Source organism: Zhihengliuella sp. ISTPL4, assembly GCF_002848265.1.
Taxonomy (GTDB): domain Bacteria; phylum Actinomycetota; class Actinomycetes; order Actinomycetales; family Microbacteriaceae; genus Microbacterium.
Window position 1 is genome coordinate 2599086 of sequence record NZ_CP025422.1, and the last position, 18008, is coordinate 2617093.

The window sequence follows — 18008 nt, forward strand, 5'->3', positions numbered from 1 at the left end:
GGTGGCGACAGGCTGAGACCGAGCGGATGCTGCGGCTTCTCGAACCACGGCCCATGTCATAGCGTGATCTCTCGGTCGCAGGCTTCTGCGACATCTCGTGAGTGTGTGACCACGATCACGGCAGCACCCGAAGCGGCACGCTCCCGCATCGCTGACACCACCATCTCAGCCGTGACAGGGTCGAGGTTACCGGTGGGCTCGTCCGCGAGCATGATCGCAGGATCGTTGAGGAGGGCACGGCACAGGGCGATGCGCTGAGCTTGACCGCCGGAGACCTGGCCCGGCTTCCGATGAGCGGGGAGGTCAACGCCGAAGCGCTCCAGCAGTTCCCGCGCGCGCGGGACGGCATGCGACCGGGGTTGCCCCCGGTAGAGGGCGGTCTCGGTGACGTTGTCGAGTACTGTCCGCGTGGCGTCGAGGGCAGCATCTTGGAACACGAAACCGAACAGGTGCGCCCGAAGGCGCGCGCGTTCTCCATCGCTGAGGCGCGCTGCCTCGTGGCCTGACACCGACACACGGCCCGAACTCGGGCGCAGCATCAATCCGAGCAGGTAGAGCAGCGTCGATTTTCCGCGCCCAGAGGGACCCGTGAGCGCGGTCATCGTTCCCGCCGGGAAGTCCGCTGACCAGTTCTCGACCACCGGGCGGCCAGCGGTGTACCCGAAGGTCACGCCGCGCGCTTGGAGGGGGATAGCGGTCATGGGGCGGCCTTCTCCGAGGCGGGGACCTGTACCTTGAGCCCCTCTTCCACTCCGCTGACGACAGACATGCCCTTCGCTGACGCCTCGACGATGACCGGGATGCGTGTCCCGTCGACGTCAAGCACGGCCGTCTTTCCCCCCGCCGTCGTGACGAGTGCGGACGAAGGAACCACCAATCCGGTGACGGTCGGAACGGTGGTGATCTTCGCGGGCAGCGTGATCTCACCTCCGACCGGAACGGTGACGCAGGCCTCACCGCAGATCGTGGCGCCCTCTGCTGCCGAAACGCTCACGTTGATGGCGTCACTCTCTGAGTCCACCGCCTGGTCGGTCGCAACGGCGTTCCACGTTTCCCCCTCCGGGGAGGTCATCTCGATGGGAGCATCGGCGGGGATCATCCGCGCCTGCGCTTCGGTGACGGCGAGACTGAACTCAGGAGCGGGTGGAAGGGCGTTGACCGACTGTTCACCCCCGGCGAGAGTACTGCCGAGCTTCATCGTCTCGGCGTTGAGCATGATGCGAGTCGGCAAGGTTCGAACGAACACGATATCTCCGAGCTCGACGACACCGGTCTTCTCAAGGCCGAGGGAGCCTTGCCATCGCTGGATCGCACGGACGGTACCGTCACCCGCCTCACCGTCGATGCCCCCGCCGTAGTGTCCCAGCGAGGCCAGCATCGATTGCAGCTGCTTGACGTCAGCCCCCTTCGTGTCCGCGGCAATGGCCCGGAACGCCGGGACGTCACCTTGTGCAACGACGACCGGCCTGAGGTTGACCGTGTAGAGCACGCTGCCTTGCGAGATTTCCTCACCGGCCTCAGCATCCAGGCTCGTCAAGACGCCGACCGCCTGATTGATCCCCGCCGGTTCCGACGTCCACTTTGCGATGACGTTCAGACTTAACGATGCGCCGACCTCACCGGGAGCCACCTCGGCATACGTATGGTCCGTCGAGGCGAGAGGATCCTCAGCGGGACGGATCGCGGTCATCACCGCCCAGGTACACGCGGCGCCGAAGACGAGGAACAGTATCGCCACGACGCTATACGTGAGCCAGCGCTTCGATGATCGCAGGGCCTCAGTCATGAGAGCCACCATAGTTACCGCATCGCGCAATTGCGTGCTTCTCGCAGGCGGCGTTCACGTTCCGCGTCCGTAGCCGCAGTGGCGACGTCTCTGCCCCTCTTCGGCCGTCCCGTCCCCAGCGGAAACGCAAAAGAGCCGGTCGACGACCGTCGACCGGCTCTTTCGATGCACGAACAGAACGGTTGCAAGACAACCGCCCGCTGTGCGCGAGGGGGGACTTGAACCCCCACGTCCATAAGGACACTGGCACCTGAAGCCAGCGCGTCTACCATTCCGCCACTCGCGCGAGCGTCTCATTCCGAAGAACTCAACTTTCCGAGGATATCACGCGTTTTCGCCCTCGTTGCACACCCCGGAGGGGGCGTCGGCGGCGTTCCCCCAGGTCACCTGGCTACGATGTCCCTACCGGTCGCCATGCCAGAGGAGCCCAGTGGGACTACTTGACAGCTTTGAGAAGGGTCTCGAGCGCGCCGTGAACAGCGCGTTCGCGAAGACCTTCCGCAGCGGCATCCAGCCCGTGGAGATCGCTTCGGCGTTGCGCCGCGAGGCGGATACCACTGCCGCGGTGGTGAGTCGCGACCGCATCATCGCGCCCAACAACTACGTCGTGCGGCTCAGCCCCGACGACGCGGAGCGCATGCGCGGACTCGGCGGCGCGCTGACGGACGAGCTGCACGCCCTCCTTACGAAGCACGCGAAGTCGCAGGGCTACAGCTTCGCAGGCCCCCTTTCCATCACTCTCGACGCGGACGACAAGGTCGCCACCGGCACCGTCCGCGTCACCTCGGGCACCGTCGAGGGGCGCGTGAGCTGGCAGGCCGTCGTGGATGTCGACGGACGCCGGCACACCCTCACCCGTGCCCGCACCGTGATCGGCCGCGGATCCGACGCGGACATCACGATCGCCGACGCCGGCTCCAGCCGTCGGCACGCCGAGATCCTCTGGGACGGCGAGCGCGCCATGCTCCGCGACATGGGCTCGACCAACGGCACCAAGGTCGACGGCCAGAAGCTCCGCGAGGCCGCCCTCCCCTCCGACACCACGATCACGATCGGCCGCACCGACCTCGTGTTCCGCATCGTTCCCATCGCCACGCCGTCGCGGTCCTCCCGCCCCGACGACGACGCGACCCGCGTGTTCGGAGCCCTCGGATGAGCGAACTGGTCCTGCTCCTGCTCCGCATCGGCTTCCTCGTGCTGATGTGGTTCTTCGTGTTCGGGGTCGTGTACTCCCTCCGGGCCGACCTGTTCGGCGTGCGGGCTCGGAAACTCCCCGCCGAAGCGACCGCGGGAGCGTCCGCTGCCGCCACCCCGGCACCGACCGCTCCGCCCCGTCCCTCGGCGACGCGACCGTCGTCGGGCCCGGCGACCGTGGCCACGGCGAAGCGCCTCGTGATCACGTCCGGACCGAAGGCGGGCCTCGAACTGCCCCTCGGCTCCGACGCGATGACGATCGGCCGCTCCAGCGAATCGGCCCTCGTGATCCGCGACGACTACACCTCCAGCCACCACGCCCGGCTCCTGCTCCGCGGCGACACCTGGGCGATCCAGGACCTCGACTCGACGAACGGCACGTTCGTGGCCGGTCAGCGGGTGACGGGCGGCCCGGTCTCCCTCAGCCTCGGAACCCCGGTCAAGGTCGGCGCGACGACGTTCGAGTTGAGGGCCTGACGCCGGCATGGTCTTCGAAGGCTCGAGCGCCGCGATCTCCCACACCGGGAAGGTCCGCTCCAACAACCAGGACTCCGGATATTCCGGAGCGAACCTGTTCGTCGTCGCCGACGGCATGGGCGGGCACGCGGGCGGCGACGTCGCCTCCAGCATCGCGATCCAGCGCATGGAGCCGCTGGATCAGCCGTACTCGTCCACGGAGGATGCGCAGGCCGCGCTCCAGGCCGCCGCCACGACCGCTGCCGGCGACCTCATCCGCGCCGCCAAGGACCGCCCGGAACTCGCCGGCCTCGGCACCACGCTCAGCGCCATCATCATGGTCGACGAGTACGCCGTCATCGGCCACATCGGCGACTCCCGCATCTACCTCTACCGCGACGATGCGCTGACGCAGATCACCGCCGACCACACCTTCGTGCAGCGGCTGGTCGACTCGGGCCGCATCACCCCCGAAGAGGCCAGGTACCACCCGCGGCGCTCCGTGCTCATGCGGGTGCTCAGCGACATGGACGCCGACCCCGAGCTCGACATGTTCGTCATGCACGCGCAGCCCGGCGACCGTTGGCTGCTCTGCTCCGACGGCCTCTCCGGTGTCGTGGACGAGGCCCGCATCCTCAAGGCCATGCAGCTCGGGCTCGCCCCTGGGCGCACGGCGGACAACCTTCTCAAGCAGGCTCTCGACGGCGGCGCCCCCGACAACGTCACGATCGTGATCGTCGACGTGGGCGGCCAGCACCCCGTCCACTCCGGCACCGCCACGATCGTCGGCGCAGCCTCGAACCCGTCCGGGGTGTACGTGCCGCCCGTCCGGGCGCCGCGCAGCAACTGGCTGCACCCGGTCCGGCAGGCCGCGAACGAGCCGAGCCACTTCGAGCCGGCACCCGAGTACCTCGAGGAGCTGATCGAGGAGGACCGCCGTCGCGCCAAGCGCCGCCGGCTGGGCTGGATCGCCGGGACCCTGGTCGCGCTCGCCCTGCTGGGCTTCGCCGCCTTCGCCGCGTACAGCTGGACCCAGACGCGCTACTTCATCGGCGCGGATGAGGACAGCGTCGTGATCTTCCAGGGTGTGCAGCAGAACATCGGCCCCATCACGCTGTCGACACCGGTCGAGGACACCGAGATCCTCCTCGCCGACCTGCCGCCGTATCAGCGGGCCTCCGTCGAGCGCACGATCAGCGCGCGCTCGCTCTCCGACGCGATGGCCATCGTCGACCGGCTCCGCACGGGTGCCGAGGCCAACATCATCGAGCAGACTCCCCTGCCCACGCCGCTCCCCTCCCCGAGCGCCACACCGTCGGGAGGTGCCGGATGAGCACCGACGTGCAGGCGGACACCACGGTCATCAAGGCGCTGCGCCGCCTGCGGATGCCGCAGACGCAGCGCAACCGCGAGTTCTGGCTGCTCCTGTTCGCCTGTGCGATCAGCGGTGCCGCGCTGACCCTCGTCCAGCTCGGTGCGCTCGGCACCATCGACCCGATGATCCTCGCGATCGGCGGCGGGCTCGCGGCTCTCGCCTTCGCGCTGCACATCGTGCTCCGCTTCGTCGCCGCCGACGCCGATCCCTTCGTCGTCCCGATCGCGACGCTGCTCACCGGACTCGGCGTCGCGATGATCTACCGGATCGACATCGCCTTCGGGAACACCGGGTGGGCCGCCTATTCCACGAAGCAGCTCGCCTGGACCGCCATCTCCCTGGCTGGGGCGATCACGGTGGTCATCCTGCTGCGCAATTACCGGATCCTGTTCCGCTACACCTACATCTTCGGCCTCGCCGGAATCCTCCTCCTGCTCCTGCCGTTCGTCCCCGGCCTGCGGATCCCCGACGCGAATGCTCAGGTCTGGGTCTCGCTCGGAGGCATGTTCGCCTTCCAGCCGGGGGAGCTGGCGAAGATCTGCCTCGCGATCTTCTTCGCCGGCTACCTCGTGCGCACGCGGGAGAGCCTGACGTCGGTCGGCAAGCGGGTGCTCGGGATCACCTGGCCGCGGATGCGCGAACTCGGACCCGTCCTCGTCGTCTGGCTGGTCTCGCTCGGCATCATCGTCGTCCAGCGCGATCTCGGCACCGGAACGCTCATCTTCGGCATGTTCGTGGCGATGCTCTATGTCGCGACAGGCAAGACGAGCTGGGTGCTCATCGGTCTCGGCCTCGTGGTGGCCGGCGTCGCGGCCGCCTCGCAGATCCTCAGCTACGTGCAGGGTCGTTTCATCAACTGGCTGTTCCTGTTCGACTCCTCGAAGGTCGACCCCGATGTCGCCGGCTACCAGCCCATGCAAGGTCTGTTCGGGCTCGCCCGCGGGGGTCTCATCGGCACCGGCTGGGGTCAGGGACGCCCCGAGATCACCCCGCTCGCGCACAGTGATTACATCATCACGAGCCTCGGCGAGGAGCTCGGTCTCATCGGCCTCTTCGCCATCCTCTGCCTCTACATGGTGTTCGTCAGCCGCGGCGTCCGCATCGGTCTCGCCGGCCAGGACGATTTCGGGAAGCTGCTCGCGACGGGTCTGTCGTTCACGATCGCCCTGCAGGTGTTCATCATGGTCGGCGGCGTCACCCGGCTCATCCCGCTGACCGGCCTCACCACGCCTTTCCTCGCCGCCGGCGGCTCGTCGCTCGTCGCGAACTGGCTCATCGTGGCCCTCCTCCTCCGCATCTCCGACGGCGTCCGCCGTCAGCCTCGGGTGGTGATCGGCTGACATGACCAAAGAGCTCCGCAGACTCAGCATCGTCATGCTGTTCATGTTCATCGCGCTGTTCGCCGCGACGAGCTGGATCCAGGTCGTCGAGACCGACGGCCTGTCCCAGAACCCGCACAACAAGCGCACCAGGCTGGACAGCTACGAGATCCAGCGCGGTGCGATCATCGTCGACGGCACCGCGATCGCCAATTCGGTCCCGAGCGACGACCAGTACCGCTTCCAGCGTGTGTACACCGACCCGGCGATGTGGGAACCCGTCACCGGGTACTTCAATCCCGCGCTCGGCTCCAGCACCGGCATCGAGGAGGCGATGAACGCCGACCTGTCCGGAACCGGCTCGAATGCGTTCTTCGCTGAGGTCGAGCGCATCCTCTCCGGCCAGCCCCAGCGTGGCTTGAGCGTCGAGCTGTCGCTGAACACCGCAGCGCAACGCGCCGCCACCGAAGCGCTGGACGGTCTGCAGGGCGCCGTCGTGGCGATGGACCCGAAGACGGGACGCATCCTGGCGATGGCGTCCACCCCGGGCTTCGACACGAACAGCATGGCCACCCACGACGCGAACGCCGCCAACGCTACGTACGACCAACTCGTGGCCGACCCGGGCAAGCCGCTGTCGAACCGCGCCATCGCCGGTGACCTCAACCCGCCCGGCTCGACGTTCAAGCTCGTCGTGGCGGCGGCCGCCTATGCGAGCGGCGACTGGACCCCCGAATCCACGCTCCCCAACCCCGCCTCGTACACGCTGCCGGGCTCGAACAATCGGGTCTCCAACGCGTGGGGCGGCACCTGCGGCTCCGGCCCGACGGTCACGATCGCCGAGGCCATCCGTCTGAGCTGCAACATCCCCATGGCCGAGCTCGCGGTCGAGCTCGGCGACGACACGATCCGAGAGATGGCGGAGAAGTTCGGCTTCAACCGCAGCTTCGACACGCCGCTCACCTCGACACCGTCGAGCTACCCCCGCGGACTCGACGACGCCCAGACCGCGCTCACCGGCTTCGGGCAGGGGCAGGTCACCGCGACACCCCTGCAGATCGCCATGGTCTCAGCGGGCATCGCGAACGACGGCGTGGTCATGAACCCGCAGATGGTGGACGCCGTGATCGGCAACGACCTCTCGGTGGTCCGCTCCTTCGAGAGCACGGAGTTCGGCAGGGCGATGGACGCCGAGGTCGCCGACGAGGTCACCTCCGCCATGGTCGCGAGCGTCTCAAACGGCGCCGCCCAGGGTGCAAGAATAGACGGGGTCGACGTAGCCGGTAAGACGGGAACGGCGGAGAACGGAAACAGGCCGCACACCCTGTGGTTCACGGGGTTCGCCCCCGCGAACGACCCGGAGGTGGCGGTAGCGGTCGTCGTCGAAAACGGCGGCGGACAGGGTCAATCGGGAAGCGGCGACACCATCGCAGCTCCCATTGCGAAGAAGGTCATAGAGGCGGTGCTGGGCAGATGAGGCCGACGCAGGGTGTGTCGTTCGGTGGTCGCTACGAGCTGCAGTCGCGGATTGCGATCGGCGGCATGGGCGAGGTGTGGGAGGCGACGGATCACGTCATCGGACGAACCGTCGCGATCAAGATCCTCAAGGACGAGTACATGGGGGACCCCGGGTTCCTCGAGCGATTCCGCGCAGAGGCGCGTCACGCCGCGCTCGTCAACCACGAGGGCATCGCCAGCGTTTTCGACTACGGCGAGGAGAACGGCAGTGCCTACCTCGTCATGGAACTCGTGCCCGGCGAGGCGCTGTCGACGATCCTCGAGCGCGACGGCTCGCTGAGCGCCGACAAGACGCTCGACATCGTCGCCCAGACGGCATCCGCCCTGCAGGCCGCGCATGCGGCCGGTCTCGTGCACCGTGACATCAAGCCGGGAAACCTGCTCATCACGCCGGACGGCCGCGTCAAGATCACCGACTTCGGTATCGCCCGGATCGCCGACCAGGTTCCGCTCACTGCGACCGGTCAGGTGATGGGCACGGTGCAGTACCTCTCGCCGGAACAGGCATCGGGTCACCCCGCCTCCCCCGCGACGGACACCTACTCGCTGGGAATCGTCGCGTACGAGTGCCTCGCCGGCAAGCGTCCCTTCACCGGTGAGTCGCAGGTGGCGATCGCGATGGCGCAGATCAACGAGCAGCCGCCGCCGCTGCCGCCGACGGTGCCCATCCCGGTGCAGAACCTCGTCATGGCGATGATCGCGAAGAAGCCGGCGGATCGTCCGTCTTCCTCGGCCACGGTCGCCCGTGCAGCCCAAGCCCTGCGCCGCGGCGACCTGAACTCCGCCGCCATCGCCGTGCCTGCCATCGCCACCGGCGGCATCGCGGGCGACGACGACGCCACGCGCATGCTCACCGCGACCGGCGACGACGGCACGACGCGCATCCTGCCCACCACCGCCCAGCTGCCCACCGACGAGGCCGTGGCGGAGGAGCAGGAGAAGAAAAAGAAGAAGAAGAGCGCGTGGACCTGGCCGCTCATCGCGCTGCTGGTCCTGCTGCTCATCGTCGTCGGCGGCACCCTGTGGGCGCTGTTCGGCAACCAGGGCAAGGACGCCGACCCGGATCCCACGGGATCCGCGACACGTACGCCCACGCAGACCCAGACGCAGACGCCTTCACAGGAGCCCACTCCGGAGGAGACGCGCGTCGACGTGACCGCGCTCGGTCTCAACGGCATGGACTGCGCCACGGCGACCACCACGCTCAAGGACGCCGGCTTCAGCGACATCACCTGCGGGGAGGGCGACCCCGCGCCGACCGACGGTGACGTCGGCAAGGTCTACCGGGTGCAGCCCACGGGCAACGTCGAGACGACCACCCCGATCGCGCTCACCGTCTACGCCGGCCGCACGCCGCTTCCGACGCCCACGGACCAGCCGACCATCACCGGCGACCCGATCGCGGGCAGCACCGTGACCATCTCTTGGGGCACCGGATTCACGTGCCCCAGCGGCACGACCCTCTCCGGCTACGTCGTCTCGCTGCAGAACGGCACGTTCGCCTCGGGCGGTCCGAACTTCCAGCCGACGCAGCGCAATGCGCAGGTGACGGTCGGAGACGCGGTGGGACAGCAACTCATCGCCACCTACCAGGGCCTGTGCTCCGGCGGCGACCAGCGCACGTCGAACGCGTCGCCGCCTCTCTCCGTGACGATCGTCGCACCGCAGGACGGCGAGGGTGACGGCGGGGAAGGCGCCGAAGGGTAGCCTGTAGATCCAGTCCAGCCGCAGTCGTTTCCAGGGGGTTCATCCGTGTCCACAGAGCCACGAGTCATCGCGGACCGGTACCGCGTCGACGAGCTCATCGGGCACGGTGGAATGGCGAAGGTCTACCGTGGCTACGACCTGACCCTCGGTCGCGAGGTCGCGATCAAGATCCTCGACCCCGAGCTCGCCCGCGACACGAGCTTCCGGACGCGGTTCCGGCTCGAGGCGCAGTCGGCGTCGCGCATGTCCCACCCGTCCATCGTCCGCGTGTACGACGCCGGTGATCCCTCCACAGTGGACAGTTCCTCCGACGAGCCGCCGTACATCGTGATGGAGCTCGTCAAGGGCACTCTGCTCAAGAAGATCATCGCCGATGGCCCCGTGCCCGTCGAGGATGCGGTGCGCTACGTCGACGGCATCCTCGAGGCCCTGGATTACTCGCATCGCGCGGGCGTCGTGCACCGCGACATCAAGCCGGGCAACGTCATGATCACCGACAAGGGTCAGGTGAAGGTGATGGACTTCGGCATCGCGCGTGCGGTGTCCGACTCCTCCTCCACGGTCGCCGAGACCACGCAGATCATCGGCACCGCGGCGTACTTCTCACCCGAGCAGGCGAAGGGCGAGCCCGTCGATGCTCGCGCCGACCTGTACTCCACCGGTGTCGTGCTCTACGAACTGCTCACGGGGCGACAGCCGTTCCGCGGGGAGTCGCCGGTCGCCGTCGCCTACCAGCACGTCAGCGAGACGCCCGTTCCGCCGTCCGAGGTGAACGAGGCATCGCCCGCGGCCCTCGACCCGATCGTGCTGCGTGCCCTCGCGAAAGATCCGTACCAGCGTTATCCGGACGCCGCGCACTTCCGCGCCGCCCTCGACGGCGCCGTGACCGGTGCTGCACCCACGCGCAAGCAGATCGGCGCGCTGACCAGCGAACTCTACGGACCGAATCCCCGTCAGGCGCAGGAGACCGCACGATCGCTTCGTCAGCTCAGCACCGACACCACGATGGCTCGCACACAGTCCGGCCCACCGGTCGCCTGGATCTGGGCGGGCGTCGCCCTGCTGGCCGTCCTCCTGGCCTCGGTGTTGTTCTGGGTCTGGACCATCAGCATGCGTCCCGCTGACGTTCCCAGCACCTCGCGCGTGATCCCCGACCTGACGAACGTCGCCTCTGAGCGCGCACAGGACGACCTGGCCGAACTGGACCTGTCCTCCAAGATCATCATCCAATCCAGTCCGTCGATCGCCGAGGGCAACGTGATCCGCACCGACCCCGAGGGCGGCGTCTCGGTGGAGCAGGGCTCGACCGTCACCCTCTACGTGTCGTCCGGCGAGGAGACCGTGGTCGTGCCGAAACTCGAGGGGATGTCCCTCGACGCTGCGACGACCGCCCTGGAAGCCGCCGGTCTCGAACTCGGCACGGTGACTCAGCGCAATGACAAGGGTCTCGCCGCTGACACGGTGATCACGGCGAGTGAAGAGGCGGACGCCGAGGTCGCCCCTGGCACCGTCGTGAACCTCGAGGTCGCCAGCGGGAAGGTCACGCTGAACAACGTGGTCGGCTGGTCCATGGACTCCGCCACGCAGGCCCTCGAGGATCTGGGGCTCACACCTGTGCCGATCGAGGCGCCGGAGTGCCCGGCGACGGATCCTGCGACCGTGCACTCGATGTCGATCGCGCCGGGTGATGTTCCCGTCGGGTCATCGGTCGAACTCCGCTACTGCACCGGATCCTGACGCGAGACGCCCCGCGGCTCAGCGCGCCAGCGGATCGAGGTGCGCGGATCGAGCGACGGCTTGCTCGTCACCACAGAGCGCGAGCCAGTTCGCCAGCAGCCGGTATCCCCCCTGAGTGAGCACGCTCTCCGGGTGGAACTGCACCCCGAGCAGTGGCAGCGTCCGGTGCGCAAGCGCCATGACGGTGCCGTCGGGCGCGACGGCCGTGATGGCGAGCTCCTCCGGAAGGTCGGACGCAGCCAGCGCGAGCGAGTGATAGCGCCCGGCGTCGAAGGGCGAAGGAATGCCGGCGAACAGGGCGGAACCGTCGTGTCGCACCGCCGAGATCATCCCGTGCATCACCTCCGGTGCGGACTGGACGGCCGTGCCGAGAGCGGCGCCGATGACCTGATGGCCGAGACACACGCCGAGGGTCGGCACCCCCCGACGGATCGCGATGCGCGCCGCGGCCACCGAGACCCCGGCGTCGGCCGGCGCTCCGGGTCCCGGAGAGAGCAGGAGGGCGTCATGCCCGCCCAGCTGCCTCTCGATCTCGGCGGCGTCCGTCGCGTCCGACTCCACCAGGGCGGTCTGCGCGCCGAGCTCGTGCAGGTAGCCGACGAGGGTGTGCACGAAGCTGTCGTGGTTATCCACGACGAGCACGCGCGTCATTCGACGTCGACCTCGCCCGGCGCGATGATCGGACTGATCCAGGGGAACACGTACCAGAAGAGCGCGTAGAGGACCGCGGCGATCACCACGAGCAGGATGATGACGCGCAGCCACCACGGACCGGGCAGCAGGCGCCAGAGGGCGGCGTACATGGGTCTTCTCTCTCCTGAGGGCGGGTCACACGGACGGAGCCGCGGGGGGCGGCGGGGGATCGGTCAGCGCGGACGGTGGTCCCTCGGCCCGCGGCTGGAAGCTCTCGAACACCCCGTAGGCGACGATGCGCTCGGCCAACGAATACAGCGGGGAGCAGGCCGTCAGCGTGATGTACTGCTCCCCGGTCTGCTGTTCCGGCATCTGGGGGACGTCGGCGAGGACATCGGTCTGGGTCGGCTTCACGTACTCCAGGGTGCGGAACCGATAGGTGTACCAGCCGTCGGGGGTCTCCACGACGATCGCGTCACCCACGTGCAGCTTGTCGAGCTGATTGAAGGGCTTTCCCCAGGTGGTCCGGTGGCCGGCGAGCGAGAAGTTCCCGACCTCGCCGGGCATCTTCGATTGGGTGTAGACCCCGATGCCCTTCTGGTCGAGGGTCCGCGCACGACTCGTCCCGCCGAAGATCCCGAAGTTGTAGTCGGCTCCGAACCGCGGGATGTGCATCTGGCCGAACCACTCGCCGTCGGCGGGCGCTGGGGGGACGGGCGCCTGATAGACGGTCTCGCCGTCCTCGGTCTCCACGAGCGGAGGCGGCTCCGGCGCTTCCGCCGCCGCGAGCTGCTGCGAGATCGCGGCGCCCTCCTCGTTCTTCTGCGCGGCGATGATGATGTCGCCGATCCACATCTGCCACGCGACGAAGAGCAGGACGACGACCCCGGCGGTCACGAGGAGTTCGCCGAGCACGCTCGCGAACGTCGCCCGCGACCGTGGTCGCTGCCGCCGTCGGCGTCGCCCCCCAGGCACGACAGATGCAGTCATGGCCGTGATCCTATCCGGCTCACCTGTGCAGCGGAGGTCGGGCTCCCCCGCGTATGCCTTCGCGTCTCGTCGGCGCCGAGGTCTCCCGGGTACAATGACGGCATGGCACGTGACCGCAAGACCGAAGAACCCGCCGTCGAGCGCGCCGAAGGCGACGCCGCTCCCAACGCCGTCTGGTTCAAGCCGGTGATGATCGGCTTCATGCTCCTCGGCCTCGCCTGGATCCTCGTCTTCTACATCTCGGGCATGCAGTTCCCGATCCCCGGGCTCGACAACTGGAACCTCGCCATCGGCCTGGGCATCGCCCTCATCGGGTTCCTGATGACCACACGCTGGCGCTGACCACTCTCGACGACAAGAACCCCTCACCATGCGGTGAGGGGTTCTTCGTCTCTGCAGGGTGGCCCGAGTTATCCACAGGTTATCCCCATACTGGGGAGAATTACACCGATGTTATTCACAGGGGTTGACAACCCTGTTAACAACTCAGGATCAGGCCAAAAGGATGACGGGCGGCACCAGGGCGACCACGACGAGCAACAGGATCACCAGAGCCGCGAGCCAGACGATCTGCCACTTCCGCTGATCGCGGCGCTTCGTCCGCACGAAGATGAGAGCCACGAGAGCTCCCGTGATCGCGCCGCCGAGGTGGGCCTGCCACGAGATCCCCCCGGCGAAGAATCCGAAAGCGAAGTTGATGCCGAGGATCACGAGGATGCCCGTGACGTTCGCTCCGATATGGCGCCCGATGATCAGGAGAGACGCGAGGAGACCGAAGATGGCCCCCGACGCGCCGACCGTCCACGTGGTGGGCGCGAGGAGGGCGACCATGACCGATCCGCCCAGGCCGCTGATGAGGTAGAGGGCGAGGTAGCGCACCCGGCCGAGCATGGGTTCGAGACTCTGCCCGAGCATCCACAGCGCGAGCATGTTGAGGGCGAGGTGGACGAATCCGCCGTGCACGAAAAGGGCGGTCAGGAGGCGCCAGGGCTCGAACGGCAGGAGCGAGAGATTCGGGTAGAGGAACGGCGCATAGAACCCGAGGGCCTGGATGATCGGTGCGTTGAGCCCAGGGATGAGCTGCACCAGGCCGATGAACGACGTGATCGCCAGCAGCACGTAGGTGACGACGGGCTTGCCGCTGCGCACGGTGCCCATCGTCGTGGCGCCGCCGCCGCGCCACCGTCGCGCGGCCTTCTTCTGGGCGGGGGTGCGGTTCTTGCGCTCGGCGTTCATGCACTCCGGGCAGATGACGCCGACCGGGGCCGGTGTCTGGCACTCGGGGCAGATGGTCCGAAGGCACCGCTGACAGAGCACGAAGCTCTGCCGATCCGGATGCCGGTAGCAGAAGTTCTCACGGTTGTTCGTGAACTCGGGCGTCGTCATCCGGATCGGCCGTCGCTGTCGTCAGGCGGCGACGATGTCGATCGACTGCAGCACCACGGGCTCGATCGGGCGGTCGCCCGCTGCGGTCGGAACGGCGGAGATCGCGTCGACCACCTTGCGCGATGCGTCGTCGGCGACCTCGCCGAAGATCGTGTGCTTGCCCTGCAGCCACGGGGTCGGGTCGGTCGTGATGAAGAACTGCGAGCCGTTCGTGCCTTCGACCCGGCCGGTGATGGCGTTGCGGCGGAGACCCGCGTTGGCCATCGCCAGGATGTAGGGCTCGTTGAAGTTGAGCTCGTTGTTGATCTCGTCGTCGAAGTTGTAGCCGGGACCGCCGACGCCCTGGCCGAGCGGGTCGCCACCCTGGATCATGAAGTTCGGGATGATGCGGTGGAAGATGACGTCCTTGTAGAGGGGACCCTCGCCCGGCTTGCCGGTGGCGGGGTGCGTCCACTCCTGGGAGCCGTCGGCGAGGCCGACGAAGTTCTTGACGGTCTTCGGGGCGTGGTCGCCGAAGAGGTTGATGACGATGTCACCGTGGTTGGTGTGCAGAGTTGCGACATGGGAAGCGTGAACCATGCGTTCATTCTCGCAGAGCTTCCGGTGAGCGGGCCGGGCGTGTACAACGCGGGGGCCGATGATGCAAGGGGCGGGCGATTCCCTCGCCGCTTCCAGCCTCTCGTGGCAAGATGGGGAACCCGTACTCCAATGGACAGGAGAGCATCGTGAGCCTCAGCCGCAAGCGGAAGAAGCAGCTTCGTCGTCTTCAGAAGGACGCGAACCAGCTGTGGGAAGACCAGCAGGTGCTCGTCGGCCACGCTGCCGACGTCGCTCGTGAGGCAGGTCGCCAGCTCGGCAACTTCAATCGGGAGCAGATCGTCCCCGTGGTCCAGGACACCTACAACCGTCGCGTCGCGCCGGTCGTCGACCGCTCCGTGAAGATGGGCAAGCACGTCGTGGACGACAAGGTCGTCCCGATCGTCGGCGGCGTCGTCGGCACGGCGCTGACCGCCTGGGACGTCGCGAACGCCAAGCGCCACGGTGTGGCCTACAAGGCGCGCAAGGCCACCCCGCAGAAGAAGGGCCCAGGTCTCGGCTCGGTCATCGCCATCGTCCTGGGCGCCGCGGCCGCGGTCGGCGTGCTGTACGCCGCCTGGCAGGCGCTGCGGGCCGATGACGAGCTGTGGGTCGCCGACGACCCGCTGTCGGCTCCCGACGCGTGACCACTCCCGACCCGCACGCGCGGGTGAGGGATGCGGCGGCCGCCCGCGGACTCGACATCGAGATCCGCGAGCGGCCGCAGGCGCGTAGCCTCGTCGAGGCGGCCGAGATCCTCGGCATCCCGCCGTCCGGCATCGTGAAGACCCTCGTGGTGAAACGTTCGGACGACACGTACCTGTTCGCTCTGGTCCCCGGCGGACGGTCCATCTCCTGGCCCAAGCTGCGCGCCCTCGTCGGCGTGAACAAGCTGCGCCTGCCCGAGCCGGAGCTGGCCCTCGCCGCGACCGGCTACGAGCGCGGGACGATCGTCCCGATCGGCAGCACGACCGACTGGCCGGTCTACGCCGACGCGTCGATCGTGGGTCAGCGCGTGGCGATGGGCGCCGGCACCCACGGGTACAGCCTGTTCGTCGACGCCGACGACCTCATCGCCGCGTACGACGCGACCGTCGCCGACATCTCGGTGCCCGACGAGCGCTGAGCGCGATCGCACCTCAGAGGATGCCGGCCATCCTCAGCGCGATGTCCACCAGCCGCACCCGCTGCAGACCGGCGACCGCGGGGAGCGGGAACCACTCCGCTCGATCGGTGGATCCGTCCGTCTCGTAGCGGAGCCTCCCGCCCGTGACCTCCGCCCGGTAGACGATGCGGAGAGTGTGCAGAGGATCGGGCGACTTCTGCACCCGCCGCCCGGCGGGGATGACGCGCGAGTGGATACCGAGGAGCTGGCCGACCCGGACCGTGTAACCGGTCTCCTCGCGGATCTCCCGGCGCACGGCATCCTCGGGTGCTTCTCCGGGCTCGAGTCCACCGCCCGGCAGGGTCCAGGCCACGCGGCGACCCTCCGTCCAGCGCGCCAGGAGGAGGCGTCCACCCTCATCGGTGACGACCCCGTATGCGGCGACGCGCAGGTCCATGGGTGACACCCTATCCGGGTATCGTGCCGTCCCCCGCCGCGTGACGGCGCTCGAAGATCGATCACGAATCGAGAAGCACGGGACCGACGGGCGTCCCTACGCTGAGAGCATCAACGAGGCCGCACGAGAGGATCATCATGGCCGACACCGAGAAGAACTTCACCGCCGAGGAACGCGAGGCCATGCAGGCCGCCGCGAAAGAAGCCCGCACCCGGCGCTCGCGAGCGAAGAAGTCGCCCGAGGAGCTGCGGGCAGCGGGAGAGGCCGACCTGATGGAAGCCGTCGCCAAGCTCACCGATGAGGACAAGGCCCTCGCGGAGAAGCTGCACGCGCTGGTCTCCGAAGTGGCGCCGGAGCTCGTGCCGCGGACGTACTACGGCATGCCCGCGTGGGGCCGCGACGGGAAGGTGCTGTGCTTCTTCCAGCCGGCCAGCAAGTTCAAGGTCCGCTACGGCACCTTCGGCTTCGAGCCGATCTCGAACCTCGACGACGGCACCGTCTGGCCGACCGCCTATGCCGTCACCGACCTCACGGAGAAGGACCTGGAGTTCCTCGCGGATCGCATCCGCCAGGCGATCAGCTGATTCCGCGAGAGCCGGGACGGGGCGGGGTCTCTCCCACTAGCGTGGTGCCTGTGAACACCCCGCCCTTCGCCGCCGCCGTATACGCCCGCCGCCTCGAGCGCGCCCAGGACCTCGCCCGAGCGGCCGGCTTCGACGCGATCGTCGTCGGACCCAGCCCCGACCTCCAGTACCTCGTCGGCGTCGAGGGCGACACCATCGAGCGACTCACCGCGCTCGTCATCCGGCCTCAGGGCGCCGCGGCGCTCGTCGTTCCGCGCATGGAACTCGCGAAGGTTCGCAGCACGGCCGTGGGCGAGCTGCGCCTCACCGTGGCGGACTGGGTGGACGGCGAGGACCCGTACGCGCTCGTCGCCGCCGCGACGGGCTCCGTCTCCCGGGTCGGCATCTCGGACGCCCTCCCGGCCCTGCACGTCGTGCCGATCGGGGAGAGGCTCGGGGTGCGGCTGGAGCTCGCGACGCCCGTTCTCCGCGAGGGACGGATGATCAAGGACGCCGACGAGATCGCCGAGCTGCGCCGCGCCGGCGCGGCGATCGACGCCGTGCACCGCCGTGTGCCCGACTGGCTGCGCGCGGGACGCACGGAGCGGGAGGTCGCGGCGGACATCGCCGAGGCGATCGTGGCGGAGGGTCACCGGACCGTCGAGTTCGTCATCGTCGGCTCTGGTCCGAACGGCGCCGATCCGCACCACGAGGTCTCCGATCGGGTGATCGAGGAGGGCGACGTCGTGGTGGTCGACATCGGCGGGGCCGTGCCCAGCGGCTACAACTCGGACAGCACGAGGACCTATGTCGTCGGCACGCCCGTTCAGGAGGCGGCGGACCGCATCGCGACGCTCGTGCGCGCGCAGCAGGCGGCGGTCGATGCGGTGCGACCAGGAGTCACCGCCGCGGAGGTCGACGCGGCGGCTCGCTCGGTCCTGGCGGAGGCCGGACTGGGTGAGGCGTTCCTGCACCGTACCGGCCACGGCATCGGTGTCTCGGTGCACGAGGAGCCCTACATCGCGCCCGGCAACGACCTCGTGCTGCGCGAGGGCATGGCATTCAGCATCGAACCGGGCATCTACTTCGCCGGGGAGTGGGGCGCCCGTATCGAGGACATCGTGGTCGTGACCGCGGACGGTGTCGAGCGCCTGAACACGGCACCGCATGAGCTCACGGCGACGGACCGATGAGGTGAGGGGGAAG

At 68.4% G+C, this 18008-nt stretch carries 20 protein-coding genes and 1 tRNA gene; 12 read left to right on the forward strand and 9 right to left on the reverse strand.

Features of this window, described 5'->3' with window-relative positions; genetic code table 11:
* Positions 1-56: 56 nt before the first annotated feature.
* From CYL12_RS12365 to CYL12_RS12375, 3 genes are all read right to left on the reverse strand, one after another.
* Entirely contained in the window at positions 57-602 is a 546-nt protein-coding gene (locus tag CYL12_RS12365) for an ABC transporter ATP-binding protein (protein ID WP_233486739.1), read from the reverse strand.
* 95 nt (positions 603-697) lie between these two features.
* The gene (locus CYL12_RS12370; RefSeq protein WP_101848791.1) at positions 698-1786 is read right to left on the reverse strand and encodes a peptidoglycan-binding domain-containing protein; all 1089 of its coding nucleotides are present in this window, start codon (positions 1784-1786) and stop codon (positions 698-700) included.
* Between the two features lie 203 nt (positions 1787-1989).
* Positions 1990-2072: transfer RNA gene (locus CYL12_RS12375), tRNA-Leu, on the reverse strand.
* Positions 2073-2216: 144 nt separating this feature from the next.
* On the opposite strand from CYL12_RS12375, the gene CYL12_RS12380 reads away from it, so the two are divergent.
* The 7 genes from CYL12_RS12380 to pknB are packed head-to-tail and all read left to right on the forward strand — an operon-like array spanning position 2217 to position 11092.
* Positions 2217-2942, forward strand: coding sequence for an FhaA domain-containing protein (locus CYL12_RS12380; protein ID WP_101847867.1), 726 nt, complete (start codon positions 2217-2219; stop codon positions 2940-2942).
* Positions 2939-3457, forward strand: coding sequence for an FHA domain-containing protein FhaB/FipA (locus tag CYL12_RS12385; RefSeq protein WP_101847868.1), 519 nt, complete (start codon positions 2939-2941; stop codon positions 3455-3457). Before CYL12_RS12380 ends, CYL12_RS12385 begins: the two co-directional genes overlap by 4 nt.
* Positions 3458-3464: 7 nt before the next feature.
* Positions 3465-4769 carry a PP2C family protein-serine/threonine phosphatase gene (locus CYL12_RS12390; protein WP_101847869.1) on the forward strand — a complete coding sequence of 435 codons (1305 nt, stop codon included), beginning with the start codon at positions 3465-3467 and terminating at the stop codon, positions 4767-4769.
* A complete protein-coding gene (locus tag CYL12_RS12395; protein ID WP_101847870.1) occupies positions 4766-6151 on the forward strand; it encodes an FtsW/RodA/SpoVE family cell cycle protein in 1386 nt (461 codons plus the stop codon). Before CYL12_RS12390 ends, CYL12_RS12395 begins: the two co-directional genes overlap by 4 nt.
* A 1-nt stretch (position 6152) precedes the next feature.
* Entirely contained in the window at positions 6153-7607 is a 1455-nt protein-coding gene (locus CYL12_RS12400) for a peptidoglycan D,D-transpeptidase FtsI family protein (RefSeq protein WP_101847871.1), read from the forward strand.
* The gene (locus tag CYL12_RS12405; RefSeq protein WP_101847872.1) at positions 7604-9355 is read left to right on the forward strand and encodes a serine/threonine-protein kinase; all 1752 of its coding nucleotides are present in this window, start codon (positions 7604-7606) and stop codon (positions 9353-9355) included. The genes CYL12_RS12400 and CYL12_RS12405 overlap by 4 nt, the downstream gene beginning before the upstream one ends.
* Before the next feature lie 45 nt (positions 9356-9400).
* Positions 9401-11092 (forward strand): Stk1 family PASTA domain-containing Ser/Thr kinase, encoded by a 1692-nt coding sequence (gene pknB, locus CYL12_RS12410; protein WP_101847873.1) that lies wholly within the window; start codon positions 9401-9403, stop codon positions 11090-11092.
* An 18-nt stretch (positions 11093-11110) separates the two neighbouring features.
* On the opposite strand, the gene CYL12_RS12415 is transcribed toward pknB, so the two are convergent.
* The 3 genes from CYL12_RS12415 to CYL12_RS12420 are packed head-to-tail and all read right to left on the reverse strand — an operon-like array spanning position 11111 to position 12715.
* Positions 11111-11743 (reverse strand): anthranilate synthase component II, encoded by a 633-nt coding sequence (locus CYL12_RS12415; RefSeq protein ID WP_101847874.1) that lies wholly within the window; start codon positions 11741-11743, stop codon positions 11111-11113.
* On the reverse strand, positions 11740-11895 hold the full coding sequence (locus tag CYL12_RS17330; protein ID WP_199399118.1) for a hypothetical protein: 156 nt from the start codon (positions 11893-11895) through the stop codon (positions 11740-11742). The genes CYL12_RS12415 and CYL12_RS17330 overlap by 4 nt, the downstream gene beginning before the upstream one ends.
* Before the next feature lie 25 nt (positions 11896-11920).
* A complete protein-coding gene (locus CYL12_RS12420) occupies positions 11921-12715 on the reverse strand; it encodes a class E sortase (protein WP_101847875.1) in 795 nt (264 codons plus the stop codon).
* Positions 12716-12817: 102 nt separating this feature from the next.
* Here CYL12_RS12420 and CYL12_RS12425 point away from each other — a divergent pair, with 102 nt between their 5' ends.
* Positions 12818-13057 carry a cell division protein CrgA gene (locus tag CYL12_RS12425; protein ID WP_025102888.1) on the forward strand — a complete coding sequence of 80 codons (240 nt, stop codon included), beginning with the start codon at positions 12818-12820 and terminating at the stop codon, positions 13055-13057.
* Between the two features lie 150 nt (positions 13058-13207).
* Here CYL12_RS12425 and CYL12_RS12430 read toward each other — a convergent pair whose 3' ends face one another.
* Complete coding sequence (locus tag CYL12_RS12430) at positions 13208-14101, reverse strand: rhomboid family intramembrane serine protease (RefSeq protein ID WP_101847876.1); 894 nt, start codon at positions 14099-14101, stop codon at positions 13208-13210.
* A gap of 21 nt (positions 14102-14122) precedes the next feature.
* Positions 14123-14680: a peptidylprolyl isomerase gene (locus CYL12_RS12435; RefSeq protein WP_101847877.1), complete on the reverse strand. Its 558-nt coding sequence runs from the start codon at positions 14678-14680 to the stop codon at positions 14123-14125.
* 146 nt (positions 14681-14826) lie between these two features.
* Here CYL12_RS12435 and CYL12_RS12440 point away from each other — a divergent pair, with 146 nt between their 5' ends.
* Together CYL12_RS12440 and CYL12_RS12445 are read left to right on the forward strand one after the other, a co-directional pair.
* Positions 14827-15324 (forward strand): DNA helicase, encoded by a 498-nt coding sequence (locus tag CYL12_RS12440; protein ID WP_101847878.1) that lies wholly within the window; start codon positions 14827-14829, stop codon positions 15322-15324.
* Positions 15321-15803 (forward strand): aminoacyl-tRNA deacylase, encoded by a 483-nt coding sequence (locus CYL12_RS12445; RefSeq protein WP_232089133.1) that lies wholly within the window; start codon positions 15321-15323, stop codon positions 15801-15803. The genes CYL12_RS12440 and CYL12_RS12445 overlap by 4 nt, the downstream gene beginning before the upstream one ends.
* Before the next feature lie 13 nt (positions 15804-15816).
* Here CYL12_RS12445 and CYL12_RS12450 read toward each other — a convergent pair whose 3' ends face one another.
* Positions 15817-16239 carry an NUDIX hydrolase gene (locus CYL12_RS12450; RefSeq protein ID WP_101847879.1) on the reverse strand — a complete coding sequence of 141 codons (423 nt, stop codon included), beginning with the start codon at positions 16237-16239 and terminating at the stop codon, positions 15817-15819.
* Between the two features lie 137 nt (positions 16240-16376).
* On the opposite strand from CYL12_RS12450, the gene CYL12_RS12455 reads away from it, so the two are divergent.
* A complete protein-coding gene (locus CYL12_RS12455; protein ID WP_101847880.1) occupies positions 16377-16823 on the forward strand; it encodes a DUF1801 domain-containing protein in 447 nt (148 codons plus the stop codon).
* A gap of 50 nt (positions 16824-16873) precedes the next feature.
* Entirely contained in the window at positions 16874-17995 is a 1122-nt protein-coding gene (locus CYL12_RS12460) for a M24 family metallopeptidase (protein WP_101848793.1), read from the forward strand.
* The last annotated feature ends 13 nt before the right edge of the window (positions 17996-18008 follow it).

Coding starts and splice junctions, on each gene's coding strand:
- CYL12_RS17330 (WP_199399118.1), bottom strand. CDS start 11,895: ATGTACGCCGCCCTCTGGCGCCTGCTGCCCGGTCCGTGGTGGCTGCGC.
- CYL12_RS12370 (WP_101848791.1), bottom strand. CDS start 1,786: ATGACTGAGGCCCTGCGATCATCGAAGCGCTGGCTCACGTATAGCGTC.
- CYL12_RS12420 (WP_101847875.1), bottom strand. CDS start 12,715: ATGACTGCATCTGTCGTGCCTGGGGGGCGACGCCGACGGCGGCAGCGA.
- CYL12_RS12405 (WP_101847872.1), top strand. CDS start 7,604: ATGAGGCCGACGCAGGGTGTGTCGTTCGGTGGTCGCTACGAGCTGCAG.
- CYL12_RS12455 (WP_101847880.1), top strand. CDS start 16,377: ATGGCCGACACCGAGAAGAACTTCACCGCCGAGGAACGCGAGGCCATG.
- CYL12_RS12365 (WP_233486739.1), bottom strand. CDS start 602: ATGACCGCGCTCACGGGTCCCTCTGGGCGCGGAAAATCGACGCTGCTC.
- CYL12_RS12385 (WP_101847868.1), top strand. CDS start 2,939: ATGAGCGAACTGGTCCTGCTCCTGCTCCGCATCGGCTTCCTCGTGCTG.
- CYL12_RS12425 (WP_025102888.1), top strand. CDS start 12,818: ATGGCACGTGACCGCAAGACCGAAGAACCCGCCGTCGAGCGCGCCGAA.
- CYL12_RS12400 (WP_101847871.1), top strand. CDS start 6,153: ATGACCAAAGAGCTCCGCAGACTCAGCATCGTCATGCTGTTCATGTTC.
- CYL12_RS12435 (WP_101847877.1), bottom strand. CDS start 14,680: ATGGTTCACGCTTCCCATGTCGCAACTCTGCACACCAACCACGGTGAC.
- CYL12_RS12390 (WP_101847869.1), top strand. CDS start 3,465: ATGGTCTTCGAAGGCTCGAGCGCCGCGATCTCCCACACCGGGAAGGTC.
- CYL12_RS12430 (WP_101847876.1), bottom strand. CDS start 14,101: ATGACGACGCCCGAGTTCACGAACAACCGTGAGAACTTCTGCTACCGG.
- CYL12_RS12395 (WP_101847870.1), top strand. CDS start 4,766: ATGAGCACCGACGTGCAGGCGGACACCACGGTCATCAAGGCGCTGCGC.
- CYL12_RS12415 (WP_101847874.1), bottom strand. CDS start 11,743: ATGACGCGCGTGCTCGTCGTGGATAACCACGACAGCTTCGTGCACACC.
- CYL12_RS12450 (WP_101847879.1), bottom strand. CDS start 16,239: ATGGACCTGCGCGTCGCCGCATACGGGGTCGTCACCGATGAGGGTGGA.